Origin of the sequence: Lysobacter yananisis (genome assembly GCF_031199375.1) — a bacterium.
Taxonomy (GTDB): domain Bacteria; phylum Pseudomonadota; class Gammaproteobacteria; order Xanthomonadales; family Xanthomonadaceae; genus Lysobacter; species Lysobacter yananisis.
In genome coordinates this window covers 3135689-3161856 of sequence record NZ_CP133568.1, presented here as the reverse complement: position 1 = coordinate 3161856, position 26168 = coordinate 3135689, and the positions used below count along the sequence as shown (strand labels likewise).

Below are 26168 nucleotides of genomic sequence, written 5' to 3'. Positions count from 1 at the left end.
CGCGGGTCAATCCATGCCCAGGCGGACGTAATCCACGTACTCGAAATCGAATTCGTTGCGCTCGTCGGCGCGATGGCGCTCGCGCGCGGTCTCGCGCCATTCGGCCGGGTCCAGGCGCGGGAAGAACGCGTCGGCGCCGGCGACTTCGGTGTCGACCCGGGTGAGATACAACCGCGTCGCCGACGGCAGGCACAGCGCGTAGACCTCGCCGCCGCCGATCACGCACAGCTCGGCGGCGCCGTCGGCCGCGGCGAGTTTCAGCGCCTGTTCGGTCGAACCCACCGCCTCGATGCCGGCGAACGGCACCTCGCCGGACCGGGTCAGCACCAGATTGCGCCGGCCCGGCAGCGCGCGGCCGAGCGATTGCGCGGTCTTGCGGCCCATCAGCAACGGCTTGCCCAGGGTCAGCGCCTTGAACCGCTTGAGGTCGTCGGACAGGCGCCAGGGCAGCACGTTGTCGCGGCCGATGGCGTGGTTGCGGTCGAGCGCGGCGATCAGGCTGAGCTGCAGGGTCATGCGGAACTCCTTGCGTTGCGGCGGCTTGCGTTGTGGCGGCTTGCGTTGTGGCGGCTTGCGTTGCGGCGGCGCGCGCAGGCGCGCGGTGTGCGCCGCCGGGCCGCCCGGCGGACGCTCATTCGAACCAATCCGCCAAGCGTCCGCTGCGCACGAATTCGCCGGTCGTGCCGGCGTCGAAATCGCCGTACTCGACGTCGTCGAGCTTCCAGCGGTCGTCCTCGCGCAGCATCAGCGCGCGGCCGCGCCAGCGCACCGGCGGCTCGGAACGGTCGTAGACGAATTCGAGTTCGACGCTTTCGCGGCCCGGTCCCAGCGCAGTGCGCGCGCCGACCCGGTAGCCGGTCGCGCCCTCGTCCAGGCCGGTGAACATGTCGCCTTCGAGGTAGGGCGGCTTGAGCCCGGGCTGCTCGGCGATCATCCGGTCGCGCTCGCGCGCGGCCGGCGCCATCAACGCCAGCAAATGCCGCGACAAATAGGGCCGGTAGCGCGCGAGGTCCTCGCCGACCGGCAGGCCGCTGGCCCGCAGCTGCATGTGCAGGTCGTAGAGCCCGCGCACCGCGTCGGTCGCGCTGCCGTCGGGCAGGGAGCCGACGGCTTCGGGCTCGGCGCGCACGCCCGGTTCGGGCACGGGGGGCGGCGCCATGGGCGGATCAGGCGGCCGCGGCGAAACGGTTGCGGTCGCGGGCGCGGGGCGTTCGTCCTTGGCGGCCGGCGCGGCCGGGCGCGCGCAGGCGGTCAGGCCCAGCGACAACAGCAGCCACGCCGCCAGCCGCGGACCGACGCGCGCCATCGCCGCGCTCAGACCGCGACCGGCGCCTTGATCGCCGGCGCCGGGTCGTAGCCTTCGATGGCGATGTCGTCGTAGCCGAACGCGAACAGGTCGGTCACCGTCGGATCGAGCTTCAGCCGCGGCAGCGCGCGCGGCGCGCGCGCGAGCTGTTCGCGCGCTTGCTCGAAGTGGTTCGAATACAGGTGCGCATCGCCGAGCGTGTGGACGAAATCGCCGACGCCCAGCCCGCACACCTGCGCGACCATGTGGGTCAGCAGCGCGTAGCTGGCGATGTTGAACGGCACGCCGAGGAAGATGTCGCCGCTGCGCTGGTACAACTGGCAGCTGAGCTTGCCGTCGACCACATAGAACTGGAACAGCGCGTGGCACGGCATCAGCGCCATCTTCGGCAGGTCGGCGACGTTCCAGGCGCTGACGATCAGCCGGCGCGAATCGGGATTGCGCTTGATCTCCTCGACCACCCAGCGGATCTGGTCGATCTCGCCGCCGGCGCCGTCGCTCCAGCTCCGCCACTGCTTGCCGTAGACCGGGCCGAGCTCGCCGTCGGCATCGGCCCATTCGTCCCAGATGCTGACCTTGTTGTCCTTGAGGTAGGCGATGTTGGTCGCGCCCTGCAGGAACCACAGCAGCTCGTGCACGATCGAGCGCAGGTGCAGTTTCTTGGTGGTGACCAGCGGGAAGCCCTGGTTCAAGTCGAAGCGCATCTGCCAGCCGAACACGCTGCGCGTGCCGGTGCCGGTGCGGTCGGACTTCTCCGCGCCGTGTTCGAGTACGTGCCGCAGCAGGTCGAGGTATTGGCGCACGGCTCAGCCCTTGGCCGGCTCGGCCGCCGGCGGTTGCGGTTGCAGGGTCGGCGAACGGGTCGACAGCCACAGCCAGAACAGGCCGAGCACGATCAGCGGCACGCTCAGCACTTGGCCCATCGTCAACCAGCCGAAGGCGAGATAGCCGTGGTCGCCGAGCTGTTGGTCGGGCACGCGCACGAATTCGACCAGGAAGCGGAACGCGCCGTACAGCAGCGCGAACAGGCCCGAGACCGCATAGCGCGGACGCGGCTTGCGCGAGAACCACCACAGCAGCGCGAACATGGTCAGCCCCTCCAGCGCCGCCTGGTACAGCTGCGAGGGATGGCGCGCGTAGCGCTCCAGCGCGCCGGCGGCGAACTGGGTCTGCAGCTGCTGCGCGCTCCAGTTGGCGAACTCCGGCGCGCGCGGGAACACCACGCCCCAGCCGCCGTCGGTGAACTTGCCCCACAACTCGCCGCCGATGTAGTTGCCGAGCCGGCCGAAGCCCAGCCCCGGCGGCACCAATGGAGCGATGAAGTCGGCGGTGTCGAAGAAATGGGTGCGATGGCTGCGCGACCACCACCACATCGCCGCGACCACGCCGAGCAGGCCGCCGTGGAAGCTCATGCCGCCTTCCCAGATGCGCAGCAGCATCAGCGGATCGCGCATCAGGTCGGCGAAGCCGTAGAACAGCACGTAGCCGATGCGGCCGCCCAGGACCACGCCGAGCATGGCGTAGAACAGCAGGTCGCCGTAGGCCTGCTCGCCGACCCCGGGCAAGCGCCCGGCGCGGACCCGTTGCCGCCCCAGCCACCACGCGGTGACGAAGCCCAGCAGGTACATGATTCCGTACCAGTGGACTTGCAGCGGGCCGAGGGAGATCGCGATCGGATCGATCTGGTGCAGGATGATCATGCGGCGGGACGGGCTCGGAAAGACGCTCGACGGAGCGGGAGACCGACCTATTGTGCCCCAGCGCGCCCGCGCGCAGGGTGCGGGCTGCGGCCGCTGGAGCGCGGGCCGCGTCGCGTTCGGGCGGCGTTCGGGCAGCGCCTGCTAGAGGCCGTCGGGCGCGCGCCGACCGGCGCCCGCCGCGGACCGCACCGCGTTACAGCAGTACCGGCGCGTCCGCCAGTTCGTTGCCGGCGCCTGCGCCGCTGCGCGGGAAGGCCTGGGCCATGATCTCGTTCAACGCGGCGATGCCGCCGAGCACCGCCGCCTCGGCCTCGCCGGCCGCCAACGCGCGCTGGATGCCGTCGCACACCGCCTGCCAGCGCTCGTCGCCGATCCGGCGCGCGTAGCCGCGGTCGGCGACGATCTCGATGCGGTGATCGGCGAGCAGCAGATACAACAGCACGCCGTTGTTGCCGGCGGTGTCCCACACCCCGAGCTGGGCGAACGCGGCGCGCGCGGCCTGGCGCGCGTCGCGCCCGGCCAGCAAGTCGCGCCAGCCCAGCCGCGATTCCACCGCGAAGCGCAGCTGGCCGGCATGGTGCGCTTCGCCGGCGGCGATCGCCTCGGCGATGCGGCGCAGGCTGGCCGGCGGGAAACGCCAGCGCGCCGACGGCGCGAACAGATGCCTGAGCGCGCGCATTACCAACTCCCCGAGGCGCCGCCGCCTCCGCTCGAACCGCCGCCGCCGGACCAACCGCCGCCGCCTCCACCACCGCCGCCACCGCCCCAGCCGCCGCCGTACCCGCCCCAGCCGCCGCTGCTGACGTAGTGCCCGCCGCCGCGGCCGAACAGGGAAAAGAAGAAGCCCGCCGCCACCGCCAGCGCGACCAGCCCCCACGACATCGACAGCAGCCACGCGACCACGCCCGCGCCCGCGCCGCCGATCAGCGCGCGCAACAGCGCCGGCGCGCCGCCGAGCACGCCGCGGACCAGGGCCGAACCGATCATCGCCAGCACCAGCACCATCACCCAGTTGCCGCCGCCGTCGCCGCCGCCCTGGGCGCCCTGCCCGCCGGCGCCCATCGGTTCGGGCAGCGGTTCGCCGTCGATCAGCCGCGCCAGCATCGCGGTGGCGTCGATCAGGCCGCCGGCGTAGTCGCCGGTGCGGAACTTGGGCCCGAGGTATTCCTGGATGATGCGGCCGGACTGGGCGTCGGTGATCGCGCCTTCCAGGCCGTAGCCGACTTCGATGCGCACGCGCCGGTCGTCCTTGGCCACCACCACCAGCACGCCGTCGTCGACGCCCTTGCGGCCGAGCTTGAACTGCTCGAACGCGCGCACGGCGTATTGCTCGATCTCCTCGGGCCGCGTCGTCGCCACCATCAGCACCTGCAGCTGGCTGCCCTTGCGCTGCTGCAGCGCGCGCGCCTGCGCATCCAGCTGCGCGCGCGCGGTGGCGTCGAGGGTGCCGGTGGTGTCGACCACCGGCGAGTCCAGCGGCGGGATCGGCGCGAGCTGTTGCGCGAACGCGGTCGCGGCCAGCAAGCACAGTCCCAGCGCCAACAGCACGCGGCGCAGGTTCGGTCCGACCACCGCGCCCAGGCTCACCATGATCCGCTCGCTCCGCCGCCGCCGCTGCGTCCGCCGCCGCCGGACCAGCCGGTGTCGCCGGCGCCCGAGTCGCTCGATTCAGAACGGCTCGGTCCCGAATGGCTCGGTCCCGCGCCGCCGGAACGCTGCCCGCGTTCGCTATCGCCGTTGCGCCGGCGCCCGCCACGACCGTCGCGCTTGCGCGAACGCCCGCCCCAGATCTCGCCGTTGAGCAGGAACACCAGCACCCAGGCGAGGTAAGCGAACAGGCCGACGCCGAGCCAGCCGCCGCCGCCGAGGCCGGACAGGTCGCCGTCGGTCATGCGCAGCAGCACGCGCCACGCCAGCCAGGCGATGGCGGCCAACGCGCCGACGCGCAACGCGAAGCCGAGCCGGCCGCGCTCCTGCCAGGCGATCATCGGCGGCGCGATCGCGCCGACCAGCAACGGCGTGGCGAACAGCACCGCCACCGCGCCCAGACCGATGTCGCCGGGCGCGGGCACGCCGCGCCGCACCAGCGCCGCGCCGAGCGCCGCGACCGCCAGGCCGACCGCCGCCGCGCCGGCCACGCTGCGCAACCAGCGCCAGCGCGGCAAGGCCAGGCCAAGCGCGCCGGCGACCGCGCCGCACAGCAGCGGCAACCACAGCCACGCCGGCCCGCTCCACACCCAGGCCGCCACCGCGGGCGGCAACAACGCCGCCGGCGCGGCCCATGCCAGCGGCCAGCCGCGCCGCTGCGCGCACCAACCCAGCACCAAAGCGAACGCGGCGCCCAGCGCGCAGATCCGCGCAAGCGGGCTCCATGCCGACGCGGCGGCCGCATACGCGTCCGCCGCCGGCGCCGGCAGCGGCTCTTGTTCGACCAACGCGGCCAATGCGGCGCTGGCCGCGTCCACGCCCGCGTCGTACTCGCCGCGCGCCAGGTGCGGCAGCAGGTAGGCGGACAGCACGTCGCGCGCGGCCGCGTCGGGAATGCGCCCTTCCAATCCGTAGCCGACCTGGATGCGCGCGCGGCGGTCGTCGCGCGCGACCACCAGCAGCACGCCGTCGTCGATACCGCGACGGCCGAGCACCCAAGCGTCGAACACCCGCTGGGCATAGGCGTCGATGGATTCCGGCGCGGTGCTGGCGACGATCAGCACTTGCAGTTGCGCGCCCTTGCGTTCGCGCAACTCGTGCGCGCGCGTCTCCAATTTTTCGCGGGTGTCGGGCCGCAACGCGCCGGCCATATCCTGCACCGGCGCATCCAGCACTGGAGCCGCGTTCGCCGGCGCGGGCGCGCGGGCCTGCGCCGATAGCGCCAACGCCCAGGCGAACAGGCACAGCAATGCGACGATCATCGCGCCGCATTGAAGCGGCCGCGCGCGTAGCGATGCGCCGTCGGCCGCCATCACCAACGCCCCGAGGCGCCGCCGCCGTCGCTGCTCCCGCCGCCGCCCGAGTAGCTGCTGGAATCGCTCGAGCTGGACGAACTCGACGACGACCGGCGCCGCCGGCGCTGTTCTTCGTCGCGATCGTCCCAGGGCCGGCCGCGTCCGCCGTCGCTGCCGGCGAACGCGCTGACCCAGGCGAAGGCCGACGCGATGTAGGTCAGCAGCGCCATCGGCATCCACCGCTGCCACTCGGGCAGGTCCGGCGCGAGCTTCGGCACGGTGATGAAATAGGCGGCCACCGCCACCACGGCGATCAGCGCCCAGCGGCCGAAGAACGCCGCCGGCCCTGTGCGCCACGCCGCGCGCATGCCGAACAGCGGGATCAGCACGAACGGCGAGACCATGACGCCGGCGAAGATCAGCAACGGCCACGGCAGACGGTCGGGCTCGGGCTCCGGCAGCGGCGTGCCGTCGACCAAGCCGATCAAGGCGTCGTAGGCGCGTTCCAGCCCGCCGGGGTAATCCTCGTCGCGGAACGCCGGCGCCAGGATTTCGTCGATCACGCGCTGCGCGGTGGCGTCCGGGATCGTCGCTTCCAGCCCGCGGCCCAGATGGATGCGCATCTGCCGGTCGCGTTTGGCGACCACGATCAGCACGCCGTCGTCGACGCCAGCGCGGCCGGGCCGCCACTGCGCGAACACCCGACCGGCGTAGGCGGCGATGTCTTCGCCGCCGGTGCTGTCGAGGATCAGCAACATCAACTGCGCGCCCTTGCGCCGCTGCAGTTCCAGCGAGCGCTCGCTCAGGCGCGACGACGCGGCCGCGTCGAGCGTGCCGGTGAGGTCGACGACCGGGCCGGTCAGTTTCGGCACCGGCGCGCCGCGCGCGTCGGCTGCTTCCGCCGCGTCGGTTGCGACGGTCTCAACGCCCTCGGCCGGCCGCGCTGCCGTGGTCGGCGCCGGCTCGCGCGCGGCCAGCGGCGCGGCGCACAGCCACAGCGCGGCCAGCAGCGCCGCCCACGGCCGCGAGGGTCGGCGCGGAGCCATGCTCATCGCCGCGCGGTCAATGCTGCGGGGCGGGCGGTTGCGAAGCCGGCGGTTGCGAAGCCGGCTGCTGCGGCGCCGCCGGTTGCGCGGCCGGCGGCGCCGCGCCGAAGTCCACCGTCGGCGCCTGCTGGATCTGCGCCTCGTTCTCGACGGTGAAGTTCGGCTTGGTCGCGTAGCCGAACATTTTCGCGGTGAGGTTGGTCGGGAACTGGCGGATGTAGGTGTTGTAGTCCTGCACCGAGGCGATGTAGCGCTGGCGCTCCACGGCGATGCGGTTCTCGGTGCCTTCCAGCTGGGTCTGCAGGCTCAGGAAGCTCTGGTCGGCCTTGAGCTGGGGATAGTTCTCGCTGACCACCAGCAACCGGCCGATCGCGCCGCGCAGTTCGCCCTGGGCCTGTTCGAACTGCTGCAGCGAACCCGGATCATCGGCGTTGACGTTGATGCTGCCGACCTTGGCGCGCGCCTCGGTGACCTGGGTCAGCACCTGCTGTTCGTGGCTGGCGTAGCCCTTGACCGTGGCGACCAGGTTCGGCACCAGGTCGGCGCGGCGCTTGTAGACGTTGAGCACCTGCGACCAGGCCGCCTTCACCGACTCGTCCTTCTGCTGGATGGTGTTGTAGCCGCAGCCGCTCAGCAGCACGGCCAGGGCGAGCACGATCAGGGGACGGAACATGGCGACGGCACTCCGGCGGGATGACGGCCGCATTGCAGCACCGGGCGCGGGGCGGCGCAATGGACGGCGCGTGATGAAGCTCGCGACCGGGACTGCGGCTTCTGCCTGTGTGGGAGGGACTTCAGTCCCGACGCTCTTCGGCCGGATCGCTGCGACCCGGCCGAAGAGCGTCGGGACTGAAGTCCCTCCCACAAAAGCGGCCCCTCGCACAAACGAAAAGGCCGGCGATCGCTCGCCGGCCTTCGCGGTCTGGCGCGACCTCGCGCTTACTCGGCGGTGAGCCGCCGCGCCGCGCGCTTCTTCGCCCACAGGTTCAGGCATTCCACCAGCGCCGAGAAACCCATCGCCGCGTAGATGTAGCCCTTCGGGATGTGGATGCCCAGGCCGTCGAGGATCAGGAACGCGCCGACCAGGACGATGAAGGCCAGCGCCAGCATCTTGATGGTCGGGTTGGAATCGATGAACTGGCCCAGCGGACGCGCCGCCAGCAGCATCACGCCGACCGCCAGCAGGATCGCGGCGACCATCACCGGGGTGTGGCTGGCCATGCCGACCGCGGCGATCACCGAGTCCAGCGAGAACACGATGTCGATCACCGCGATCTGCGCGATGACCATCATGAACGACGCCGCCGGCTTGGTGTGGACGTCGTCGGCGTCTTCCTCGCCGACGATCAGGTCCTTGATCTCCATCGAGCCCTTCACCAGCAAGAACGCGCCGCCGAGGATCAGCACCAGGTCGCGGATCGAGACGCCGATGCCGGCGACGGTGAACAGGTCGGCGGTCAGGCCGGCCAGCCAGGCCAGGGTCAGCAGCAGCGCGATGCGGGTGATGCAGGCCACGGCGATGCCGAACTTGCGCGCTTTCTCGCGCTGGTCGAACGGCAGCTTGCTGACCGCGATCGAGATGAAGACGAGGTTGTCGATGCCCAGCACGATCTCGATCGCGCTCAGGGTGAACAAGGTGATCCAGACTTGCGGATCGGTCAGCATTTCCATCACGTGCGGCATACCTCTAAGAGTGTTGGGTGTAGCGCCCGCGGCGAGGCCGCGGGCACGGGCGCGCCGCGTCGGGCGGCCCGGGACGGACGGCGCGGGGGCGCCGTCCTGGCGATGCGCGATGCGCTCCCCGCGGGGGCGATCAGCCCATCAGGTGGTGCCACAGGCGCGGGCCGAGGATCGCGGCCCACACCAGCAGCACGTTCATCAGCAAAACGAACACCGCGGCCGAGCCCATGTCCTTGGCGCGGCCGGCGAGTTCGTGGAATTCCGGGCCGTAGCGCTCGATCACCGCCTCGACCGCGGAGTTGAGCAGTTCCACGCTCAGCACCAGCAGGATCGAGCCGATCAGCAGGGCGCGCTCGACCCCGGTCTCGCCGAACCACCAGCCGACCGGCGCCAGCACCAGGAACAGGTAGACCTCCAGCCGGAACGAGGACTCGTGCAGCCAGGCCGCGCGCAGGCCCTGCATGGACCAGGTCGCGGCCTTGAGGATGCGGCCCGGGCCGCGCGGCAGGTGCCCGTATTCGTCAGCCATGCCGGCGCTCCTGGCCGCAGACGGGGGCCGCGGCGCGCACGGCGCGCGCGGTCGGGGACGACGGGGTGGTCGGCATGGGCGGGCGTTCTCGGTCCTGAAGCCGGGACCGGCCCGGCGACGGCGGCCGACGGCCGCCACAAGCCCGCGATTTTGCCACAAGCCCGGCCCGGCCGCCCCGGCGGCGGGGGCGCGGGTGGTCCCACCGTGGCGGTTGCGGGGCAGCGACTGGACCTGTCGAACCGGTGCCGCCGGCCACTGCGGTTCAGGTAGCTGGCCAGCCCGGCCAGGGCTGCGGTCGCTCCCTGTAGGAGCGGCGCGAGCCGCGACCGCGACACCGCACCTGCGTCGCAGGCGTTGTTTCGCGGTCGCGGCTCGCGCCGCTCCTACAAAAGCTTACGACCGCTCGCGCGGTTCGATGTCGCGCCGCCAGTAGCCGCGCAGTTGTTCCTGCTGGCGCGGACTCAACCCGGCCGCGCACTGATCCAGCAAGACCGAGGCCGCCGCCGCATCGCCCTGTGCCAAGGTCTCGCGCGCCGCCTCCAGCAAGGCCCGCCGGCGCACGTCGAGATTGCCGAACGGATCGAACCACGAATCCACCCGGCCCGCGTCCTTGACCCCGGTCCAGCCGAACCGCGCCGCGCCGGCCTCGGCGGCGATGGCGCGGTAACGGGCGATCGCCTCGGCGCGGGCGATCCGCCCCTGCCGCAGTTCCAGCCGCACCCGCAGCAGCCGCGTCTGCGGCGTGGCGCCGCCCGCTTCCAGCGCCGCCAGCGCGCGGCCGACGAAGGCGTAGTCCACCGCCCCGCTGGCCGCCTGCACGCCGAGCAGATTGAAGCCGGCGATCGCCGCCTGGTATTCGGGCCGGTCGTGCGCGGCGGCCTCGGCCTCGCTCGGCCGGCCGAGGCTGGACGGCTGGACCAGGCGCAGGCCCGGCTCGTCGGCGAGGATCGCCTCGATGTCGCGCTTGTGGAACTCGCCGACCACCACGACCACCCGCCCGCCCGGATGCGCGCGCGCCGCCGCGGCGACGCGCTGGGCCTGCAGGTAGGTGCGGTACAGATACAGCCGGCGCGGCAGGTCGTGCCGGGCCTTGGCCGCGGGCGTCGCCGCCCAGTTCGTCACTTTTTCCAGCTTGGCCGGATCGTCGGCGTGGAACAGGTCGCGTTGCAGCGACGGCGCGGCGAAGCTCAGGAAACCGAACATGCCGTTCAGCGGCCGCAGTTCCGGCGGCGCATCCAGCGCCAGGCCGAACCCGAGGCGCTGGTCTTCCACCGGCGGTTCCCAATCGATCGGACACAGCTCGATTCCGCGCCGGCGCGCGAACGGCACCGCGACGTCCTGCGCTTCGTAGGTGAACTCGTAGAAATCGCCGCGGGCGAAGGCCTCGGGCGTGCGCTCGATGCAGATCGCATCGGGCTTCGCGCGGTCGAGGAAGGCGTCGAGCAAGGCCGGCCGGTCGCGTTCGGACACCAACTGCGCGGCGTGGTCGACGCCGAGCACGATCACCGTGGTCGGCGCGGCCGCCGCGGCGTCCGCTGCGGCGAACGCCGCGGGCGCGCCGAGCGCGGACATTGCCAGCAATAGTCCCAGCCACTCTCTCTTCATGCCCGCTCCGCTGCGCCGTCCGACGCCGCCACGATGGCACGGCCGGTGCTGTCTTGCCCGTGCCTGTGGTTGTAGTCAGGCGGCCCAGGGCGTTGTTTCGGGGGAGGCAAGCGACGTCGTGCGGCTTGGCCGCCGCTCCTGGGCCGGACTCTCCACACTCGTCATTCCGGCGAAACCCTCACCCGTCATTCCGACGAAACCCCCACTCGTCATTCCGGCGAAAGCCGGAATCCATTTTGCAGTTGCTGCTGCCTGCCGCAGGAAGGCAGACGCAAAGGCAAGATCAAGATGGATTCCGGCTTTCGCCGGAATGACGGGGTGAGGTTTCGTCGAGCGCCGTCGCGCGGCCTACTGCTGCCGCAGCGCCTCGATCGGATCCAGCTGCGAGGCCTTGCGCGCCGGGTAGTAGCCGAAGAACAGGCCGGTGGCGATCGAGAACCCCGCCGCCAGCGCGATCACCTGCCCGTTCAAGGCCACCGGCAGCGCGCCGATGCGGCCGACCAGCAAGGTGCCGACGATACCGATGGCGATGCCGAGCGCGCCGCCGATCAGCGAGATCAGCATCGCCTCGGCCAGGAACTGGCGCTGGATGTCGCCCGGCCCGGCGCCGACCGCCATGCGCAGGCCGATCTCGCGGATGCGCTCGGTCACCGACACCAGCATGATGTTCATGATGCCGATGCCGCCGACGATCAGCGAGATCGTCGCCACCGCGCCGAGCAGCAGCGACATCAGCCGCGTGGTCTGGGTGCGGGTGGCCACCACTTCGGCGATGTTGCGCACGCTGAAGTCGTCGTCGCTGCCGGGCTGGATCTTGTGGCGCTGGCGCAGCAGCCCCTCGATCTGCTCCTGCGCGTAGGACACGTCCTCGGCACGGCCGACGCCGACCGCGATCTGCATCACCGCGCCGTTGGGCAGGCCCATCGCACCGAGCATGCGCCGGCGCCCGGTTTCCAGCGGCACCAGCACGACGTCGTCCTGGTCCTGGCCGAAGCCGCCCTGCCCTTTCGGGTTGAGCGTGCCGATCACCGTGTACGGCACCCGGCCCAGGCGCACGGTCTGGCCGATCGCGTCCTCGTCGCCGAACAGCGAGCGGCGCACGGTCTCGCCGAGGATCACCGACTTGGCGCCGCTGCCGTAGTCGCGCGCCTCGAAGTTCGAGCCCGAACCGATCGTCCAGCCGTTGATGTCGAAGAAATCCGGCTGCACGCCCTGCCACTGGGTCGACCAGTTGTTCTCCGCGTACACCGCCTGGGTGCCGCCGCGCAGCGAGGCGGCGACGTACTGCACTTCCGGCACTTCGTTGCGGATCGCCTCGGCGTCGGCCTCGGTCAGGGTGAAGAAGCTCGACGAACTCAGGCGCACGCCGCCGGTGCCGCGCCCCCCGCCGCCGGAACTGATGTCCAGCCGGTTGGAGCCCAGGCCCGAGACCAGCTTGTCGATTTCCGACTGGGTGCCCTGGCCGACCGAGACCATCACGATCACCGCGGCGATGCCGATGATCACGCCGAGCGAGGTCAACGCGCTGCGCAGCCAGTTGCCTCGCAGAGCGAACACCGCCGTGCGCAGCACTTCGAAGAAGTTCATCGCTCCAGGTCTCGCTTTTGCTGTTGCTCCGGCTCCCGCTCCTGCTCGTGCAGTTCGCCGTCGCGCATCACGAAGATGCGGTCGGCGTGCGCGGCCACGTCGGGATCGTGGGTGATCAGCACCACGGTGTGGTCGCGCGCCTGCAGGCTCTTGAACAGCGCCAGGATCTCCTCGCCGGTGCGGGTGTCGAGCGCGCCGGTGGGTTCGTCGGCGAGCAGGATCGGCGGGCGGTTGATCAGCGCGCGCGCGATCGCCACGCGCTGCTGCTGGCCGCCGGACAGCTCGCTCGGCCGATGCCCGGCGCGCTGGCCCAGGCCGACCGCTTCGAGCGCCTCTTGCGCGCGCTGCGCGCGTTCGTCGTGGCGCACGTTGGCGTAGCCCATCGGCATCGCCACGTTCTCCAGCGCGTTCATCCGCGGCAGCAGGTTGAAGCCCTGGAACACGAAGCCGATCTTGTCGCGGCGCAGGATCGCGCGCTCTTCCTTGTCGAGCGTGGCGACATCGACGCCGTCGCACAGGTACACGCCGCTGGTGGGCGTGTCGAGGCAGCCGATCAGGTTCATCAGGGTCGACTTGCCCGAGCCCGACGGGCCCATGATCGCGACGAACTCGCCGCGCGCGATGCGCAGGTCGACGCCGTGCAGCGCGATCACTTCGGCCTCGCTGCCGGGCGAATAGACCTTGCCCAGCGCGCGCGTCTCGATGACCGCGGCGGCCGGCGTGGCGGCCACGGCGCTCATTTCGCGCCGCGTCCGGTGCCGACGACGACCTCGTCGCCTTCCTTGATGTTGCCCGAGACCTCGGTCCAGCTGCCGTCGCTGGCGCCGACCCGCACCGTCACCGCCTCGGGCTTGCCGCCGACCAGCTTGTACAGCGGCGCGCGGCGCGCGCTGACCAGGGCGCCGACTTCGCTGTCCCACTTCTGCTTCTGTTCGTCGCTGAGCAGCGCGCGGAACGCGCCGAACTGCTGGTTGAAGCGCTCCAGCATGCGCTGGCGCGCGGCGCCGGAGACCGCTCCGGCGGCGCGGTTGCGGTTGTTGTTGTTGCCGCCGCCACCGCCCGGTCCGCGCCCGCCCATGATGATGTTGGGCGCGCCGCCCGCCGGCGGGCCGCCACTGGCGCCGCCCGCGGCCGCGCCGCCGGCGCGCGCGGCCATGCGCTGCTTCATCTGCTCCAGCGCGGCGTCGAAGGCGGCGCGCTGGTTGGCGTCGAGCTTGAGCTGTTCGGCCACGCGCGGCAGGTCGCCGCCCAGGCCGCCGCGCTGTCCGCCGGCGCCGCCGGCGGGCGCGCCGGGCGCGGCCGCGACATCGTCGTCGGGCTTGTAGCGCAGCGCGGCGTTGCCGACCCGCAGCACGTCGTCGCGGTGGCTGACCTCGATCTCGGCGTTGGCGGTCATGCCCGGCAGCAACACGCCGTCGGCGTTGTCGACCGCGACCACCACCGGATAGGTGATCACGTTGCTGGTGTTGGTCGCCGACAGCCGCACCTGCTGCACGGCGCCGCGGAACTTGCGGTCGGGGAAGGAATCGACGGTGAAGTTGACCGCCTGGCCCGGCTTGACCTGGCCGATGTCGGCCTCGTCGATGGCCAGCACGATCTCCATCTTCGACAGGTCTTCGGCGATCTGGAACAGCACCGGCGCCTGCAGGCTCGCGGCCACGGTCTGGCCGGGCTCGATGCTGCGGGTCAGCACCACGCCGTCGACCGGCGCGCGGATCACCGTGCGCTGCAGGTTCAGGCGCGAGGTCTGGGTCGAGGCCAGTTGCTGCTCGATCTGCGCCTGCGCGCCGTTGAGCTGGGCGCGGGCCTGGTCGAGCGCGGCCCGGGCCAGGTCGGCGTCGCTGCGTGCGATCAGTTGGTCCTTCACCAGCGAGGACTTGCGCTGGTAATCGAGCTCGGCGTTGCGCAGCGTCGCCTGCGCGGTGGCGAGCGAGGCGCGGGCGTTGGCGACCTGGGCGTTGCCCTGGTTGATCTGCGCCTCGTAGGTGCTCGGATCGATGCGCGCGATCACCTGGCCCTTGGTGACGTGGTCGTTGTAGTCGGCCAGCACGTCGATGACCTGGCCCGAGATCTGGCTGCCGACGTCCACGGTGGAGATCGCCGACAGCGCGCCGGTGGCGGAGATGGTCACGCGGATGTCGCCGCGCTCGATCTTGGCGGTGCGGTACGCGCCGGCCGCTTCCTCGGCGCTGCGCTGGCTGTAGAAATGCCAGCCGGCTCCGGCCAGGACCAGCACCGCCACGGCGATGGCGGCGCGCTTGGGCCAGGGCGACTTGCGCGGGCGCAGGGAAGACGCGGGGCGGGGCGTGGACGGCTGGGCTGCGCTCATGGCTTCGGGACAGTGGGCTTTGCGGGTGCGAACGCGCGGGACTGAATGGGGTTGACAGCGAATGCGGCGGTTTCGCGGGGCGCGCTGCCGATGTTCAGTTTGAGCGCGGGCGCGAAGCGGCGGCAAGCAGCGTCGGTTCATGGATGCCGCGGCGAAGCGGAGCGTCGCATCGCTCTTGTGGGAGGGCCTTCAGGCCCGATGCTTTTGTGTCGGATCGCCGCGATCTGGGCGGAAAGCATCGGGCCTGAAGGCCCTCCCACCACAGCCGGCTGCGGCAGGCGGCGTCCCGTGCCCGCGCCCGAACTCAGGCCTCAGGCACCCGCGGCACCGGCGCGGGCGGCGTCATCGGCGCCAGCGGCGGCGGCAAGCCCGGCTTGAACCGGATCACCGCGGTCGTGCCCTGCCCCGGCGCGCTGGTCAGGGTCACCGGCCAGCCGAAGCGCTCGCCGAGCCGGCGCACGATCGACAGGCCCATGCCCTTGCCGTCGCCGGCGGAAAAATCGGCGCGGTAGAACGGGGTGAAGGCCTTGGTCAGGGTTTCCACCGACATGCCGATGCCGGTGTCGCGGATTTCGATGCCGTCGCGGCTCAGGCGCACGTCGATGCGGCCGCTGTCGGTGAAGCGCACCGCGTTGCTGAGCAGGTTGCCGATCATCACCCCCAGCGCGTGCGGCGGCGCGGTCAGGCGCGGGCCGCCCTCGTCGTAGAGGTGCAGTTCCACCGGCTTGCCGTTGAGCAGCGGCAGGATGCGTTCCATCTCGTTGTCGACGATGTCGCGCACCGCGAACTCCTCCGACTGCGGCTCGACATCGGATTCGCGCGCCAGGATCAGGAAGGCGTCGATGACCGCCTCCATGTCGCGGCCGGCGCGCTGCACCCGCAGCAGCGAGCGTTGCGCGCGCACCGGCGTGTCCGGGTCGGCTAGCATCAGGTCGGTGGCGACCCGGATCACGGTCAGCGGCGTGCGCAGTTCGTGGCTGGCGTCGCGGGTGAAATCGCGCTCGCGCTGGACGAAGTCGCTGACGCGTTCGGCCAGGCCGCTGAGCGCGCTCGACAGCCGGCGCACTTCGCTGCCGGGGTCGTAGGGAAACTTGATCGGCTCGATCAGGCTGGTGTCGGGATCGCGCGGGTCCCATTGCGAGACCACGTTGGCCAGCCAGCTCACCGGCGACACCAGCCGCTTGGAGGTGCGGTAGGTATGCCAGGAGATCAGGTACGTGGTCAGCAGCGAGAACAGCAGCGAGAACAGGCCGGTGTAGAGGATCGCCTCGTCGATCAGCGAGGTCGCATAGACGAGATAGAAGCTGCCGGCCTCGCGCCGGTCCACCAGCACCACCTTGCCGCCGCCGGGCAGGTTGTGCAGCCCCGAGCCGACCGCGCGCATCTGCGCCGGCAGCACCGAGTCGCTGGCGCCGGTGGGGACGAAGTGGCCGCGCGTGGTCGAGGTGCGCGGCAATGGGTACTCCGGGTCGCGCTTGCGCCCGTCCCAGTAGTCGTCGGCTTCGCGCTGCATGCGCTGTTCGAGGACGACATGGCGCACCGCCAGACCCGCCAGGAGGATGCCCAGCGTGATCGCTATGCTGCCGATCAAGGCCTGCAGAATGAACGCAAGCTTGATCTTGCGCGGTAGCCCTTGCGGCATGGCGGTGGCGGCGAACCGGTCCAATCAGTCCGGCGGCTGCGAAATATCCGCTACCCGGTACCCGGCGCTCTGCACGGTGTGCAGCAGCTGCTTGTCGAAGGGCTTGTCGATGGTCTTGCGCAGGTTGTAGAGGTGGCTGCGCAAGGTGTCCGAATCGGGCAGGCCGTTGCCCCAGATCTCGCGCTCGATCTCCTGGCGGCTGACCACGCGCGGCGATTCGCGCATCAGGATGGTCAGCAGGCGCAGGCCGATCGGCGAGAGCTGCAGTTCGCTGCCGCCGCGGGTGACCCGCAGGCTGGCCGGGTCGAGCACCAGATCGGCGACCTTGAGCACTTCGCCGCCGACCTGGCGGCGCTCGCGCCGGATCAGGGCGCGCAGGCGCGCTTCCAGTTCCTGGATCGCGAACGGCTTGGTCAGGTAGTCGTCGGCGCCGGCGCTCAGGCCGGTGAGCTTCTCGTCGAGGGTGTCGCGCGCGGTCAGCATCAGCACCGGGGTCGACTTGCGGGCCTCTTCGCGCAGCTTCTTGCACACCTCGATGCCGTCCATGCGCGGCAGCATCAGGTCGAGCACGACCACGTCGTAGCTGTTCTCCGTCGCCAACCGGTATCCGTCCAGGCCGTCGGCGGCGTAATCGACCTCGAAGCCGCGGCTTTCCAGGTACTCGCCGACCATCTCGGAGATATTGCGGTTGTCTTCGACGATGAGGACCAGGCCCCCGTCTCTCGTACCCTGCATGCAGCCCCTCCGGCGTCCTTCAGTTTTGTGAAGAGTGCCCTCCACAAGGTGGACGGTTCGTGAAGGCGATACTGTAGGGCCATCACACACCACCCCTTCCGGCCCTTGCATGCCCGCCGATCGCCTGTCCGCCCTGGTCTACCCCGTCCTGCTCCTGCTCGGCTCCAACATCTTCATGACCTTCGCCTGGTACGGGCATCTGAAGTACAAATCCGCCCCGTTGACGGTCGCCATCGGCGTCAGCTGGGGCATCGCCCTGTTCGAATACTGCCTGCAGGTGCCGGCCAACCGGCTCGGCAGCGCGGTCTACTCGGCGCCGCAGCTCAAGGGCATGCAGGAGGTCATCACCCTGCTGGTGTTCGCCTGCTTCTCGATCTGGTACCTGGGCCAGCCGCTGAAGTGGAACCACTGGGCCGGGTTCGGGCTGATCGTGGTCGCGGCCTGGCTGATCTTCCTGGAATGACCTTCCTGTATTGATCGCCTGGATCGACCGTTCCGGATCGATCTTCCCGCGTTCCAACCCGGACGGACCCAGCCGACGATGGCCCACAAGGACGCTTCCATCCCGCCGCTGCGCACCGGCCTGAGCCTGCAGGCGGTGATCGAGGAATACCTGCAGCACGGCTGCCTGCGCTCGACCGCCGCGTTCGGGTTCGCCCCGGACCAGTCCCTGCAAGAGCTGGTCGCCGGCGATTTCAAGCATGCCGCGATGCGCCCGGCCGCTTACGAACAAATCGAACGCGACGTCCTGCTGCGCCATCGTGGCGGGGTGGTGCCGGCCAGCCTGCGCTCGACCTACCTGCGCGGCCGCTACCTCAACAGCGAACTGGACCTGTTGCCCGGCCCGCCGCTGGCCACGATCCTGCGCTGGCTGTCGCGGCGCCGGCCGGCGCCGCGGGTGGAACTGTTCGAAACCTTCAACGCCGAGTACGGCGCGGTGCTGGTCGACCGGTCGGTGAAGTTCTGCTTCACCCGCAACGGCGACCGCTATCGGGTGACCTCGCTGATGCCGCGCATCGTCGGCAGCGGCGACGACCGGGTAGCGCTGGAGGAACTGGACTGCACCCTGGTCGGCATGCAGCCCTGCGAGCGCTCGGCCGACTGGCTCGCGCGGGCCGCGCAGAATCCCAAAGGCCGGCAGCGGCGCGCGGCGTTGCGGGCGGTCGAGGGGATCGCGACCTTATTGCCGCCGTGACCGTGCCCCATTCGACCGCGCCGCCATCGCCGATCCCGCTGAGCCTGCACGCGCTGCTCGCCGAATTCGTCGACCACGGCCGGCTGCTCTCGACCGCCTCGTTCGGGCTCGACCCGCAGTGGGATCTCGACGCCGCCCTCGCCCACGGCTGGCAGCGTTCGAGCCTGCAGCCCGGGCCGGTCCAGCAACTCGAACGCGACGCCCGACTGCCGCATCGCGGCGGCTGGCAGGCGCTGACCCTGAAGCCGTTCTATCTGCGCGGGGCGTACCTGGCGGCCAGTCTCGCGCCGTGGCCGCGCACGCTGCCGCTCGCCACCGTGCTGCGCTGGCGGGCACGGCGGCGGCCGGCGCTGCGGATCGAGTGGTTCGAGTTCGGCGGCGCCGACCAGGGCGCGGTGTTGCTCGGCGGCCGGGTCGGCGTGCATTTCCTGCGCCGCGGCCGGCGCTACTTCGTCGAATCCGTCGAGGCCTGCGCCGCCGCGGCGGCCGACGATCCCGACCTGCCCGGCGGCTTGGACGCGGCGCGCTGGCTGCGTCGCCTGATGGCGCCGTGCGACGGCCTCGCCCGCTGGCGCGCGCTGGCCGCGCAGGATCGCCACCCGCGCGCCGCCGCGCAGGCGCTGCGCGAGATCGCACGCCATCTGCCGCAACGCTGAGCGCGGCGGTTCGGCGCGCGCTGCCGCGCAACCGGCCGCGCGGTCATGGGCCGCAGATCGAGACCACCTCGACTTCGCGCTCCCAGCGGCGGCCGCGCAGGTCCAGGCTGAGCCGGCCCTTCCAGACCGTGCGGGTCGGATCCTCGCCCTGGCGCGCCTGCGCGGCCCGCCCGGGCGGCACCGGCCGCCAACCCTCGCCGGTTTCGACGTACAGACGCGGCGCCTGCAACAACAACCGCGCCGAAACCCGCTCCGCCGGCGCCGACCAGCGCAGCGCCGGGCCGCGGCGATCGCGCAGCGACTGCGCTTCGACGTCGGTGGCCGCGCCTTCGCGGCGCAGCGCCAGCGGCCGCCCGCCCAGCGACAGATACAGCGCAGGCCACGCGGACGGATCCGCTGCGTCGTCCTCGCGCGCGAGCCAGACGGTCGCCACGCGCGCGGACGGCGCGTTTGCGGCGCGTCCCGCCTGTCCGGCGGCGTCGACCCGCACATCGACCAGCGGACAGGTCTTGCTGTCCATCGCCTGCTCCAGCCACGGCGAAACGCGCAGCGGCAGGTCGGGCGCCGCCGGCGCGACCGCGCCGGCCGGCCCGAAAGCGGGGAACAGGCCGGCGAGCAGGCCGGCGAACGCGAGGTTCTTCAGTGCGGCTTTCACGCGCGAGCGTCCTTGCATCGGAACCGGCTCCGCGCGGGCGCCGCCGGCGGGCTCAAAACTTGATCTTGCCGGTGAGGATGTCCTTGAACATCACCCAATCCCCGGCGAAGGAATACAGCGGATGCTTGAAGGTCGCCGGCCGGTTCTTCTCGAAGAAGAAATGCCCGATCCAGGCGAAGCCGTAACCGCACACCAGCGCGGCCAGCAACAGCCACGGCCGCCCCTGCGCGATCGCCAGCGCCAGCAGCGCCAGCACCCCGCAACTGCCGATGAAATGCAGGCGCCGGCTGGTGCGGTTGCTGTGTTCGCTGAGATAGAACGGGTAGAACTCGCGGAAGCTGGCGAAGCGGTTGGACATGGCCGAATCTCCCTGATCGCTGCGCGCCTCGCGGCACGGCCTTGCGCACCTTAGCCGGCGGCGCCGGCGCGGAATGTCGCCCTCGCGACACTCCGACCGCCCCGGTCGCGGCGATGCGCTCCAGACCTGCGATCCTCGCGCCGTTGCCGGCGCCGATCAAGCCGGCGGGCGGCACGGCCGCGCCGGCGTCAGCGCGAGCCGGGCGCCGCGCCGTTCCCGCCGAACCATCCCTCATCTTTCAGCGCCGCCTGCTTCTTGAGCTCGAACAGCTCGCGCAGGGAGCTGCCGGTGAGGCAATACGCGCGGTCGCCTTCGATACGGAAATCCCGACGCGGATAGCTCTTCGCATCGAGTTCGCGCGGGCGCTCCGGGGACAACCGCAGATAGGCCTCCTCGGCGAACGCGACCGGCTGCGCCTTGGCGAGGTAGCTACGGCCTTGGTCGTCGCGATTGCGTACCGGGCCGCAGCCGTTCCATTCGCCGCTGCGGGTCCGGAACACCGGCACGTACTGGTACTTCAGCTGCACGAACCCATCGTCTTGTCGCAAGACGAACAACAGCGAATGCGGGTACTCGGCGAATCCGGGGACGCCGAAATGATCGTAGGCGTCGAACTCGATGACCCCATCGTCGTAGCGGCCGTAGACCACCTGGCGCACGCGGAACTTCGCCTTGAACACGGCATCCATCATCACCGTGTTCGGCGGCAGTTCGGGCTTGAACTCGGCGACCGAGATCTTTTCGCCGACGAAGACGAGCAGGCGTTCCTCTTCGCCCGCGTGCGCGGAGCCGAAGCCAAGAAGCACCAGGGTCAACACGGCGATCCATCCGTTGAGCTTGCGCATGTCCGCCTCCTGCGTGCGATGCGCCATGCTGCAACGGCGCGACGGGCGCTTCAACTGGGGGAGGGGCTTCAGCCCCGACGCTTTCGGGTCCGGTCGCCGCGGACTGAAACAAGAGCGTCGGGGCTGAAGCCCCTCCCACAGGGCTCCGGTTGCAGCGACCTGGAGCGACAGCAGCGGGGCTGAAGCCCTCCCGCAGGGCTCCGGTCGCAGCGACCTGGAGCGACGGCAGCGGGGCTGAAGCCCGTCCCGCAACCACCCAGGCCGTGCGCGTCAGGCGGTGCGCGGCGCGAACATGATCACCGCCATGCCGGCCAGGCACAGCGCGGCGCCGAGCAGGTCCCATCGGCTCGGCTTGACCGCATCGACCCACCACAGCCAGAAGATCGCGACGGTCACGTAGACGCCGCCGTAAGCGGCATACACCCGGCCCGAGGCGGTGGGATGCAAGGTCAGCAGCCAGGCGAACAAGGCCAGGCTGGCCGCGGCCGGCAACAGCAGCCAGATGCTGCCGCCTTTGCGCAGCCACAGGTACGGCAGATAACAGCCGACGATTTCGGCGACGGCGGTCAGCAAGAACAGCAACAGCGTCTTGAGCATGGCGGCGACCGGAAAGGAAAGCGTCGGGCCTGAAGGCCCTCCCACGAAAGCGCAGCCCCGAGGAATGCGTGAACAGGACTGTCGTCGGCCTGAAGGCCCTCTCATAAAAGCGCGGCCCCGCGGGAAATGCACGAACCGGGCGGTTGTGGGAGGGCCTTCAGGCCCGACGCCTTTCGCTCAGGTCGCCGGCCGCCGCGCCGCGCTCACTCGCCGCGCTCGGCGCGCTTGGCCTGTTCCCAATAGTCGTCCTGCCGCTCCAGCGGCAGTTCGGCCAGCGCCATGCCGTCCTGCGCGGCCTGCAGTTCCATCGCACGGAAACGGCGCTCGAACTTGAGGTTGGCGCGGCGCAGCGCGGCGCCGACGTCGACCTTGGCGTGGCGGGCGAGGTTGGCGCAGACGAACAGCACGTCGCCGATCTCTTCCTCCAAGCGGTCGCGCGCGGCCGCATCGTCGGGCGCGGCGGCGACCGCGTCGAATTCGACCCGCACTTCCTCGATCTCTTCGTGCAGCTTGGCGATCACCGGCGTCGGCGCCGGCCAGTCGAAGCCGACCGTGGCGGCGCGCTTTTGCAGCTTCACCGCACGCTGCCATTCCGGCAGGCCGCGGGCGATGCCGGCCAGGGCCGAGGCGTCGGCCTCGCCGGCGGCCTCGCGCTCGCGCCGCTTGAGTTCTTCCCAGGCCGCGGTCTGCGCCTGCGCGTCCTCGACGCTGGCCTCGCCGAACACGTGCGGATGCCGGCGCACCATCTTGTCGCTGATCGCCGCGACCACGTCATCGAACCCGAACGCGCCCTCTTCCTGGGCCATGCGCGCGTGGAACACCACCTGCAGCAGCAGGTCGCCGAGTTCGTCCTTGAGCGCGTCGCGGTCGCCGCGGTCGACCGCGTCGGCGACTTCGTAGGCTTCCTCGATGGTGTACGGCACGATCGTGGCGAAGGTCTGCTCGACGTCCCACGGGCAGCCGCGCTGCGGATCGCGCAGCCGCGCCATGATCTCGAGCAGGCCGGCGATGCCGGGCGGCAGGTTCAGCACCTCAGCCATCCTGCCAGGCCCTCCACGGCAGCGAGGCGTCGCCCAGGGCGATGAAGTCGCCGTTGAGCAGGCTGTCGCGCTGGTTGTAGCGGAACGGCCGGCCTTGCGGGTCCAGCAGTTCGCCGCCGGCGGCTTCGAGCACGCACTGGCCGGCCGCGGTGTCCCACTCGCTGGTCGGGCCGAAGCGCGGATACAGGTCGAGCGAGCCCTCGGCGATGCGGCAGAACTTCAGCGACGAACCCAGGCTGACCATGGCGATGCCGCCGGGCGCCTCGCGGTGGGCGCGGGCGAGGAAGTCGTCGCTGCGCTGGCTGTGGTGCGAGCGGCTGGCGGCCACCCGCAGCGGCTGCGCCGGCGGCGCCTGCACCTGGATGCGACGCTCCTGCTCGCCGTCGCGGCGATAGGCGTGGCCGCCGCGCGCACCGTGCCACAGCGCGCCGCCGACCGGCGCCAGCACGACTCCGAACACCGGTTCGCCGCGTTCGATCAAGGCCAGGTTGACCGAGAACTCGCCGTTGCGCTTGACGAATTCGCGGGTGCCGTCGAGCGGATCGACCAGCCACAGCCGTTCCCAGCCGCGGCGTTGTTCGACGCCGACTTCGTCGGCCGATTCCTCCGACAGTACCGGGATGTCCGGGGTCAGCCGGGCCAGGCCGGCGAGGATGGCGTGGTGCGCGGCCAGGTCGGCGGCGGTCAGCGGCGAGGCGTCGGCCTTGCGCTCGACCGCGAATTCGCCGTCGTAGATGTCCAGGATCGCCGCGGCCGCGACGCGGGCGATGGCGATGGCGCCTTCGACCAGGGCGGCGTCGGCATGGAAGGCGGGAGCGGCCGGCGCGTTCATGGCGCGATCTCCGCGCCGGCCGCCGGATCGACGGTCTCGGCCGGCGGCGGCGCGGGCTCGCCGTGGCGGAGCCACTCGCGGGCGATGAACAGCGCGGCGATGCTGCGGCCTTCGGAGAAGTCCTCGCGCAGGATCAGTTCGTGCAAGCGGTCGAGCTTCCACGGAATCACGTCCAGTTCCTCCGGTTCGTCGCCGGGCAGGCGCTCGGGATAAAGATCGCGCGCCAGCACCAGATAGGCCTGGTGGATCATGTAGGTCGGCGCCAGGCTCAGCGAACGCAGCACGGTCAGCGAACGCGCGCCGTAGCCGGCCTCTTCCTTGAGCTCGCGGTCGGCGGCCTCGACGGCGCTCTCGCCGGCGTCGATCCGGCCCTTGACCAGGCCCAGCTCGTAGCGGTGCACGCCGGCGGCGTACTCGCGCACCAGCAGCACGGTCTCATCGTCGAGCATCGGCACCACGATCACCGCGCCGGGGCCGGCCGCGCGCGGGCGGCCGAGCAGGCGCTCGTAGCGGCGGCGTTCGCCGTTGGAGAACTCCAGGTCGAGCGATTCCATCCGGTAGCCGGAGGCGTCGTGCTCGACGACGTTGTGGACGATCGGCAGCCGCCGGCTCATGGCGCGGCTCCGGGCCCGGACGGCGCGCACGGGCGCGCGATGAGCGGAAGGCGAAAAGGCACGATAATGGGAGGATGCGAGAGATCACTCACGACCCCCAGATGCTAGCAGAGCCCGGCAACGCTGCGGCGGACGCCTGGCGCGAACGCGACTTGAACGTGCTGTGGCACCCGTGCACGCAAATGCGCGAACACCCGCACACCTTGCCCTTGCTGCCGGTCGCCAGCGGCCGCGGGCCCTGGCTGATCGGCCAGGACGGCCACCGCTACCTGGACGCGATTTCCAGTTGGTGGACCAATATCTTCGGCCACGCCGAGCCGCGCATCGCCGCGGCCATCGCCGAGCAGGCGCGGACCCTGGAACACGTGATCCTGGCCGGCGTCTCGCACCCGCCTGCGGTGGAACTGGCCGAACGCCTGCTCGCCATCGCCCCGCGCCAGGCCGGGCGCGCGCCGCTGGCCAAGGTGTTCTACGCCGACAACGGCTCGGCCGGGGTCGAGGTGGCGCTGAAGATGGCGTTCCACTGGTTCCGCAACCGCGGCGAGGACCGCCGGACCAAATTCGTCGCCCTGGAGAACGGCTACCACGGCGAAACCCTCGGCGCGCTGGCGGTCGGCGACATCCCGCTGTACCGGCGCGTCTACGCGCCTTTGCTGATCGAGTCGCTGTTCGCGCCCTCGCCCGACGCCTACGAGTGCGAACCGGGCCAGAGCCCGGCCGAGCGCGCGCGCCAGGCCGCCCAGGCTTTGCGCGAACTGCTCGAACGCCATGCCGGACAGGTCTGCGCGATGATCCTGGAGCCGCGCGTGCAGTGCGCCGGCGGCATGCGCATGCACGATCCCGAATACCTGCGGCTGGCGCGCGAGATCTGCGACGAACACGGCGTGTTCCTGATCGCCGACGAAATCGCGGTCGGCTTCGGCCGCACCGGCACGATGTTCGCCAGCGAGCAGGCCGGGGTCATGCCCGACCTGCTGTGCCTGTCCAAGGGCCTGACCGGCGGCTCGCTGCCGCTGGCGGCGGTGCTGGCGACCCAATCCATCTACGACGGCTTCCTCGACGACTCGCGCGAACGCGCGTTCCTGCATTCGCACAGCTACACCGGCAACCCGCTGGCGTGCGCGGCGGCGCTGGCGAGCCTGTCGATCTTCGCCGAAGACGATGTGATCGCGCGCAACCGCGCCACCGGCGCGCGCATGGCCGAACTGGCCGCGCCGCTGGGCGCGCACGCGCACGTGGCCGAACTGCGCCAGGCCGGGATGATCGTCGCGTTCGAACTGACCCGCGGCGGCGACAAGCGCACGCCGTTCGATCCGGCCGCGCGTATCGGCCTGCGCGCCTACCGCGCCGCGCTGCAGCGCGGCGTGCTGCTGCGCCCGCTTGGCGACGTGCTGTACTGGATGCCGCCGTACTGCGTCGACGAAGACGCCCTGCAACTGCTCGCGCGGACCACGCGCGAGGCCATCGACCACGCCATCGCCGAGGCCGACGCATGAGACTGACCCGCGTGCACGTCGAAACCGATCTGGCGCCCGGGCGCGAGGTGGCGTTGCCGGAAGGCCCGGCCACCCACCTGGCGCGGGTGCTGCGCCACGAAGTCGGCGACGCCTGCGTGCTGTTCAACGGCGACGGGCGCGATTACCACGGCCGGATCAGCGTGATCGGCAAGCGCGAGGTGCGGGTGGCGATCGACTCGGCGCACGAGATCGCGCGCGAATCGCCGCTGCGGCTGGTGCTGCTGCAGGGCGTGGCGCGCGGCGAGAAGATGGACCTGATCCTGCAGAAGGCGACCGAACTGGGCGCGAGCGCGTTCCATCCGCTGTGGTCGCAACGCAGCGAGGTCAAGCTCGACGCCGCGCGCGCCGACAAGCGCCTGGCGCACTGGCGCAGCGTGGTCGCCTCGGCCTGCGAGCAGAGCGGGCGCGCGGCGGTGCCCGAGGTGGCCGCGCCGCTGGCGCTGGCGGCGGCGTTGACGGCGCTGGCGCCGGGCGGACTGCGGCTGATCCTCGACCCGGACGGCGAACTGGCGTTCTCGACCCTGCAGGCGGACGCGGCCGCGCCGGTGCTGCTGGCGATCGGGCCGGAAGGCGGCTGGTCGCCGCTCGACCGCGAACAATTGCGCGCCGCGGGGTTCCAGGGCTTGCGCCTGGGGCCGCGGATCCTGCGCACCGAGACCGCGGGGCTGGCGGCGATCGCGGCGTTGCAGGCGCGGTTCGGCGATCTGGCTTGAGGGGCTGTCGCGGCTGACAGGAAAGCGTCGGGCCTGAAGGCCCTC

29 protein-coding genes and 4 pseudogenes are annotated in these 26168 nt (G+C 71.4%); 7 read left to right on the top strand and 26 right to left on the bottom strand.

Going from position 1 to position 26168, the window contains the following annotated elements; genetic code table 11:
* Positions 1 to 6 precede the first annotated feature (6 nt).
* From RDV84_RS13395 to RDV84_RS13355, 9 genes are all read right to left on the bottom strand, one after another.
* Positions 7 to 510, bottom strand: a complete 504-nt coding sequence (locus RDV84_RS13395) for a dihydrofolate reductase (RefSeq protein WP_309153727.1) — start codon at positions 508 to 510, stop codon at positions 7 to 9.
* Between the two features lie 121 nt (positions 511 to 631).
* A complete protein-coding gene (locus RDV84_RS13390; RefSeq protein ID WP_157490421.1) occupies positions 632 to 1159 on the bottom strand; it encodes a YqhG/Tai3 family protein in 528 nt (175 codons plus the stop codon).
* 155 nt (positions 1160 to 1314) lie between these two features.
* Positions 1315 to 2109: a thymidylate synthase gene (locus RDV84_RS13385; protein ID WP_309150638.1), complete on the bottom strand. Its 795-nt coding sequence runs from the start codon at positions 2107 to 2109 to the stop codon at positions 1315 to 1317.
* A gap of 3 nt (positions 2110 to 2112) precedes the next feature.
* On the bottom strand, positions 2113 to 3006 hold the full coding sequence (lgt, locus tag RDV84_RS13380) for a prolipoprotein diacylglyceryl transferase (protein WP_057948648.1): 894 nt from the start codon (positions 3004 to 3006) through the stop codon (positions 2113 to 2115).
* Between the two features lie 193 nt (positions 3007 to 3199).
* Positions 3200 to 3685, bottom strand: coding sequence for a TPM domain-containing protein (locus tag RDV84_RS13375; RefSeq protein WP_057948649.1), 486 nt, complete (start codon positions 3683 to 3685; stop codon positions 3200 to 3202).
* On the bottom strand, positions 3685 to 4596 hold the full coding sequence (locus RDV84_RS13370; protein ID WP_425606265.1) for a TPM domain-containing protein: 912 nt from the start codon (positions 4594 to 4596) through the stop codon (positions 3685 to 3687). Before RDV84_RS13370 ends, RDV84_RS13375 begins: the two co-directional genes overlap by 1 nt.
* Positions 4590 to 5915, bottom strand: a complete 1326-nt coding sequence (locus RDV84_RS13365; protein ID WP_309150637.1) for a TPM domain-containing protein — start codon at positions 5913 to 5915, stop codon at positions 4590 to 4592. Before RDV84_RS13365 ends, RDV84_RS13370 begins: the two co-directional genes overlap by 7 nt.
* A 50-nt stretch (positions 5916 to 5965) precedes the next feature.
* The gene (locus tag RDV84_RS13360; protein WP_309150636.1) at positions 5966 to 6994 is read right to left on the bottom strand and encodes a TPM domain-containing protein; all 1029 of its coding nucleotides are present in this window, start codon (positions 6992 to 6994) and stop codon (positions 5966 to 5968) included.
* A 16-nt stretch (positions 6995 to 7010) separates the two neighbouring features.
* Positions 7011 to 7667: a LemA family protein gene (locus RDV84_RS13355; protein WP_309150635.1), complete on the bottom strand. Its 657-nt coding sequence runs from the start codon at positions 7665 to 7667 to the stop codon at positions 7011 to 7013.
* Between RDV84_RS13355 and RDV84_RS26460 the strand changes: the two are divergent.
* Positions 7666 to 7857 (top strand): annotated as a pseudogene (locus RDV84_RS26460) (DUF6053 domain-containing protein); the annotation flags it as partial. The gene RDV84_RS13355 and the pseudogene RDV84_RS26460 sit on opposite strands and share 2 nt — an antisense overlap.
* On the opposite strand, the pseudogene RDV84_RS26455 reads toward RDV84_RS26460, so the two are convergent.
* From RDV84_RS26455 to RDV84_RS13325, 7 genes and pseudogenes are all read right to left on the bottom strand, one after another.
* Positions 7776 to 7988: pseudogene (locus tag RDV84_RS26455) on the bottom strand (DUF6053 domain-containing protein); the annotation flags it as partial. The pseudogenes RDV84_RS26460 and RDV84_RS26455 overlap by 82 nt on opposite strands.
* Positions 7934 to 8677, bottom strand: a complete 744-nt coding sequence (locus tag RDV84_RS13350) for a TerC family protein (protein WP_231736179.1) — start codon at positions 8675 to 8677, stop codon at positions 7934 to 7936. The pseudogene RDV84_RS26455 and the gene RDV84_RS13350, both read right to left, overlap by 55 nt.
* 130 nt (positions 8678 to 8807) lie before the next feature.
* Entirely contained in the window at positions 8808 to 9203 is a 396-nt protein-coding gene (locus RDV84_RS13345; RefSeq protein ID WP_057948653.1) for a diacylglycerol kinase, read from the bottom strand.
* Positions 9204 to 9596: 393 nt separating this feature from the next.
* Entirely contained in the window at positions 9597 to 10808 is a 1212-nt protein-coding gene (locus RDV84_RS13340; RefSeq protein ID WP_309150634.1) for a hypothetical protein, read from the bottom strand.
* A gap of 348 nt (positions 10809 to 11156) precedes the next feature.
* Positions 11157 to 12395, bottom strand: coding sequence for an ABC transporter permease (locus tag RDV84_RS13335; RefSeq protein WP_250449371.1), 1239 nt, complete (start codon positions 12393 to 12395; stop codon positions 11157 to 11159).
* Positions 12392 to 13135, bottom strand: coding sequence for an ABC transporter ATP-binding protein (locus tag RDV84_RS13330; RefSeq protein ID WP_057948656.1), 744 nt, complete (start codon positions 13133 to 13135; stop codon positions 12392 to 12394). Before RDV84_RS13330 ends, RDV84_RS13335 begins: the two co-directional genes overlap by 4 nt.
* Positions 13132 to 14724, bottom strand: coding sequence for an efflux RND transporter periplasmic adaptor subunit (locus RDV84_RS13325; protein WP_309150633.1), 1593 nt, complete (start codon positions 14722 to 14724; stop codon positions 13132 to 13134). The genes RDV84_RS13330 and RDV84_RS13325 overlap by 4 nt, the downstream gene beginning before the upstream one ends.
* Before the next feature lie 45 nt (positions 14725 to 14769).
* Between RDV84_RS13325 and RDV84_RS26450 the strand changes: the two genes are divergently transcribed.
* Positions 14770 to 15102 carry a DUF6053 domain-containing protein gene (locus RDV84_RS26450; protein WP_425608173.1) on the top strand — a complete coding sequence of 111 codons (333 nt, stop codon included), beginning with the start codon at positions 14770 to 14772 and terminating at the stop codon, positions 15100 to 15102.
* On the opposite strand, the gene RDV84_RS13320 is transcribed toward RDV84_RS26450, so the two are convergent.
* Together RDV84_RS13320 and RDV84_RS13315 are read right to left on the bottom strand one after the other, a co-directional pair.
* Positions 15029 to 16366: a sensor histidine kinase gene (locus RDV84_RS13320; protein WP_078997600.1), complete on the bottom strand. Its 1338-nt coding sequence runs from the start codon at positions 16364 to 16366 to the stop codon at positions 15029 to 15031. The two genes, RDV84_RS26450 and RDV84_RS13320, sit on opposite strands and share 74 nt — an antisense overlap.
* A 24-nt stretch (positions 16367 to 16390) precedes the next feature.
* A complete protein-coding gene (locus RDV84_RS13315) occupies positions 16391 to 17101 on the bottom strand; it encodes a response regulator transcription factor (protein WP_057948657.1) in 711 nt (236 codons plus the stop codon).
* A 109-nt stretch (positions 17102 to 17210) separates the two neighbouring features.
* Between RDV84_RS13315 and RDV84_RS13310 the strand changes: the two genes are divergently transcribed.
* The 3 genes from RDV84_RS13310 (at position 17211) to RDV84_RS13300 (ending at position 18952) form a co-directional block, all read left to right on the top strand.
* Entirely contained in the window at positions 17211 to 17564 is a 354-nt protein-coding gene (locus RDV84_RS13310; RefSeq protein ID WP_057948658.1) for a DMT family protein, read from the top strand.
* A 78-nt stretch (positions 17565 to 17642) separates the two neighbouring features.
* Positions 17643 to 18296 (top strand): hypothetical protein, encoded by a 654-nt coding sequence (locus RDV84_RS13305; RefSeq protein ID WP_309150632.1) that lies wholly within the window; start codon positions 17643 to 17645, stop codon positions 18294 to 18296.
* Positions 18293 to 18952, top strand: coding sequence for a hypothetical protein (locus tag RDV84_RS13300; RefSeq protein WP_078997578.1), 660 nt, complete (start codon positions 18293 to 18295; stop codon positions 18950 to 18952). Before RDV84_RS13305 ends, RDV84_RS13300 begins: the two co-directional genes overlap by 4 nt.
* Before the next feature lie 43 nt (positions 18953 to 18995).
* On the opposite strand, the gene RDV84_RS13295 is transcribed toward RDV84_RS13300, so the two are convergent.
* The 8 genes and pseudogenes from RDV84_RS13295 to nudE form a co-directional block, all read right to left on the bottom strand.
* The gene (locus RDV84_RS13295) at positions 18996 to 19607 is read right to left on the bottom strand and encodes a hypothetical protein (RefSeq protein ID WP_309150631.1); all 612 of its coding nucleotides are present in this window, start codon (positions 19605 to 19607) and stop codon (positions 18996 to 18998) included.
* 52 nt (positions 19608 to 19659) lie between these two features.
* The gene (locus RDV84_RS13290; protein ID WP_309150630.1) at positions 19660 to 19965 is read right to left on the bottom strand and encodes an Mpo1-like protein; all 306 of its coding nucleotides are present in this window, start codon (positions 19963 to 19965) and stop codon (positions 19660 to 19662) included.
* A 188-nt stretch (positions 19966 to 20153) separates the two neighbouring features.
* A complete protein-coding gene (locus RDV84_RS13285; RefSeq protein ID WP_309150629.1) occupies positions 20154 to 20810 on the bottom strand; it encodes a hypothetical protein in 657 nt (218 codons plus the stop codon).
* A 70-nt stretch (positions 20811 to 20880) separates the two neighbouring features.
* A pseudogene (locus RDV84_RS26445) lies at positions 20881 to 21153 on the bottom strand (DUF6053 domain-containing protein); the annotation flags it as partial.
* Complete coding sequence (locus RDV84_RS13280; protein WP_078997581.1) at positions 21081 to 21407, bottom strand: YnfA family protein; 327 nt, start codon at positions 21405 to 21407, stop codon at positions 21081 to 21083. The pseudogene RDV84_RS26445 and the gene RDV84_RS13280, both read right to left, overlap by 73 nt.
* A gap of 203 nt (positions 21408 to 21610) precedes the next feature.
* Positions 21611 to 22447, bottom strand: a complete 837-nt coding sequence (gene mazG, locus RDV84_RS13275) for a nucleoside triphosphate pyrophosphohydrolase (RefSeq protein WP_078997582.1) — start codon at positions 22445 to 22447, stop codon at positions 21611 to 21613.
* Positions 22440 to 23279 carry a 3'(2'),5'-bisphosphate nucleotidase CysQ gene (gene cysQ / locus RDV84_RS13270; RefSeq protein WP_078997583.1) on the bottom strand — a complete coding sequence of 280 codons (840 nt, stop codon included), beginning with the start codon at positions 23277 to 23279 and terminating at the stop codon, positions 22440 to 22442. Before cysQ ends, mazG begins: the two co-directional genes overlap by 8 nt.
* Positions 23280 to 23347: 68 nt before the next feature.
* Positions 23348 to 23893 (bottom strand): annotated as a pseudogene (gene nudE / locus RDV84_RS13265) (ADP compounds hydrolase NudE); the annotation flags it as partial.
* Positions 23894 to 23994: 101 nt separating this feature from the next.
* On the opposite strand from nudE, the gene bioA reads away from it, so the two are divergent.
* Positions 23995 to 25389 (top strand): adenosylmethionine--8-amino-7-oxononanoate transaminase, encoded by a 1395-nt coding sequence (gene bioA / locus RDV84_RS13260; RefSeq protein ID WP_309153725.1) that lies wholly within the window; start codon positions 23995 to 23997, stop codon positions 25387 to 25389.
* Positions 25386 to 26123: a 16S rRNA (uracil(1498)-N(3))-methyltransferase gene (locus RDV84_RS13255; RefSeq protein WP_309150628.1), complete on the top strand. Its 738-nt coding sequence runs from the start codon at positions 25386 to 25388 to the stop codon at positions 26121 to 26123. The genes bioA and RDV84_RS13255 overlap by 4 nt, the downstream gene beginning before the upstream one ends.
* Positions 26124 to 26168: the final 45 nt, after the last annotated feature.

Coding starts and splice junctions, on each gene's coding strand:
- RDV84_RS13285 (WP_309150629.1), bottom strand. CDS start 20,810: ATGCGCAAGCTCAACGGATGGATCGCCGTGTTGACCCTGGTGCTTCTT.
- RDV84_RS13290 (WP_309150630.1), bottom strand. CDS start 19,965: ATGTCCAACCGCTTCGCCAGCTTCCGCGAGTTCTACCCGTTCTATCTC.
- RDV84_RS13305 (WP_309150632.1), top strand. CDS start 17,643: ATGGCCCACAAGGACGCTTCCATCCCGCCGCTGCGCACCGGCCTGAGC.
- RDV84_RS13255 (WP_309150628.1), top strand. CDS start 25,386: ATGAGACTGACCCGCGTGCACGTCGAAACCGATCTGGCGCCCGGGCGC.
- RDV84_RS13325 (WP_309150633.1), bottom strand. CDS start 14,724: ATGAGCGCAGCCCAGCCGTCCACGCCCCGCCCCGCGTCTTCCCTGCGC.
- RDV84_RS13390 (WP_157490421.1), bottom strand. CDS start 1,159: ATGGCGCCGCCCCCCGTGCCCGAACCGGGCGTGCGCGCCGAGCCCGAA.
- lgt (WP_057948648.1), bottom strand. CDS start 3,006: ATGATCATCCTGCACCAGATCGATCCGATCGCGATCTCCCTCGGCCCG.
- RDV84_RS13370 (WP_425606265.1), bottom strand. CDS start 4,596: ATGGTGAGCCTGGGCGCGGTGGTCGGACCGAACCTGCGCCGCGTGCTG.
- RDV84_RS13345 (WP_057948653.1), bottom strand. CDS start 9,203: ATGGCTGACGAATACGGGCACCTGCCGCGCGGCCCGGGCCGCATCCTC.
- RDV84_RS13335 (WP_250449371.1), bottom strand. CDS start 12,395: ATGAACTTCTTCGAAGTGCTGCGCACGGCGGTGTTCGCTCTGCGAGGC.
- cysQ (WP_078997583.1), bottom strand. CDS start 23,279: ATGAACGCGCCGGCCGCTCCCGCCTTCCATGCCGACGCCGCCCTGGTC.
- RDV84_RS13355 (WP_309150635.1), bottom strand. CDS start 7,667: ATGTTCCGTCCCCTGATCGTGCTCGCCCTGGCCGTGCTGCTGAGCGGC.
- RDV84_RS13320 (WP_078997600.1), bottom strand. CDS start 16,366: ATGCCGCAAGGGCTACCGCGCAAGATCAAGCTTGCGTTCATTCTGCAG.
- RDV84_RS13315 (WP_057948657.1), bottom strand. CDS start 17,101: ATGCAGGGTACGAGAGACGGGGGCCTGGTCCTCATCGTCGAAGACAAC.
- RDV84_RS13340 (WP_309150634.1), bottom strand. CDS start 10,808: ATGAAGAGAGAGTGGCTGGGACTATTGCTGGCAATGTCCGCGCTCGGC.
- RDV84_RS13350 (WP_231736179.1), bottom strand. CDS start 8,677: ATGCCGCACGTGATGGAAATGCTGACCGATCCGCAAGTCTGGATCACC.
- RDV84_RS13360 (WP_309150636.1), bottom strand. CDS start 6,994: ATGGCTCCGCGCCGACCCTCGCGGCCGTGGGCGGCGCTGCTGGCCGCG.
- RDV84_RS13330 (WP_057948656.1), bottom strand. CDS start 13,135: ATGAGCGCCGTGGCCGCCACGCCGGCCGCCGCGGTCATCGAGACGCGC.
- bioA (WP_309153725.1), top strand. CDS start 23,995: ATGCTAGCAGAGCCCGGCAACGCTGCGGCGGACGCCTGGCGCGAACGC.
- RDV84_RS26450 (WP_425608173.1), top strand. CDS start 14,770: ATGGGGTTGACAGCGAATGCGGCGGTTTCGCGGGGCGCGCTGCCGATG.
- RDV84_RS13280 (WP_078997581.1), bottom strand. CDS start 21,407: ATGCTCAAGACGCTGTTGCTGTTCTTGCTGACCGCCGTCGCCGAAATC.
- mazG (WP_078997582.1), bottom strand. CDS start 22,447: ATGGCTGAGGTGCTGAACCTGCCGCCCGGCATCGCCGGCCTGCTCGAG.
- RDV84_RS13310 (WP_057948658.1), top strand. CDS start 17,211: ATGCCCGCCGATCGCCTGTCCGCCCTGGTCTACCCCGTCCTGCTCCTG.
- RDV84_RS13365 (WP_309150637.1), bottom strand. CDS start 5,915: ATGATCGTCGCATTGCTGTGCCTGTTCGCCTGGGCGTTGGCGCTATCG.
- RDV84_RS13375 (WP_057948649.1), bottom strand. CDS start 3,685: ATGCGCGCGCTCAGGCATCTGTTCGCGCCGTCGGCGCGCTGGCGTTTC.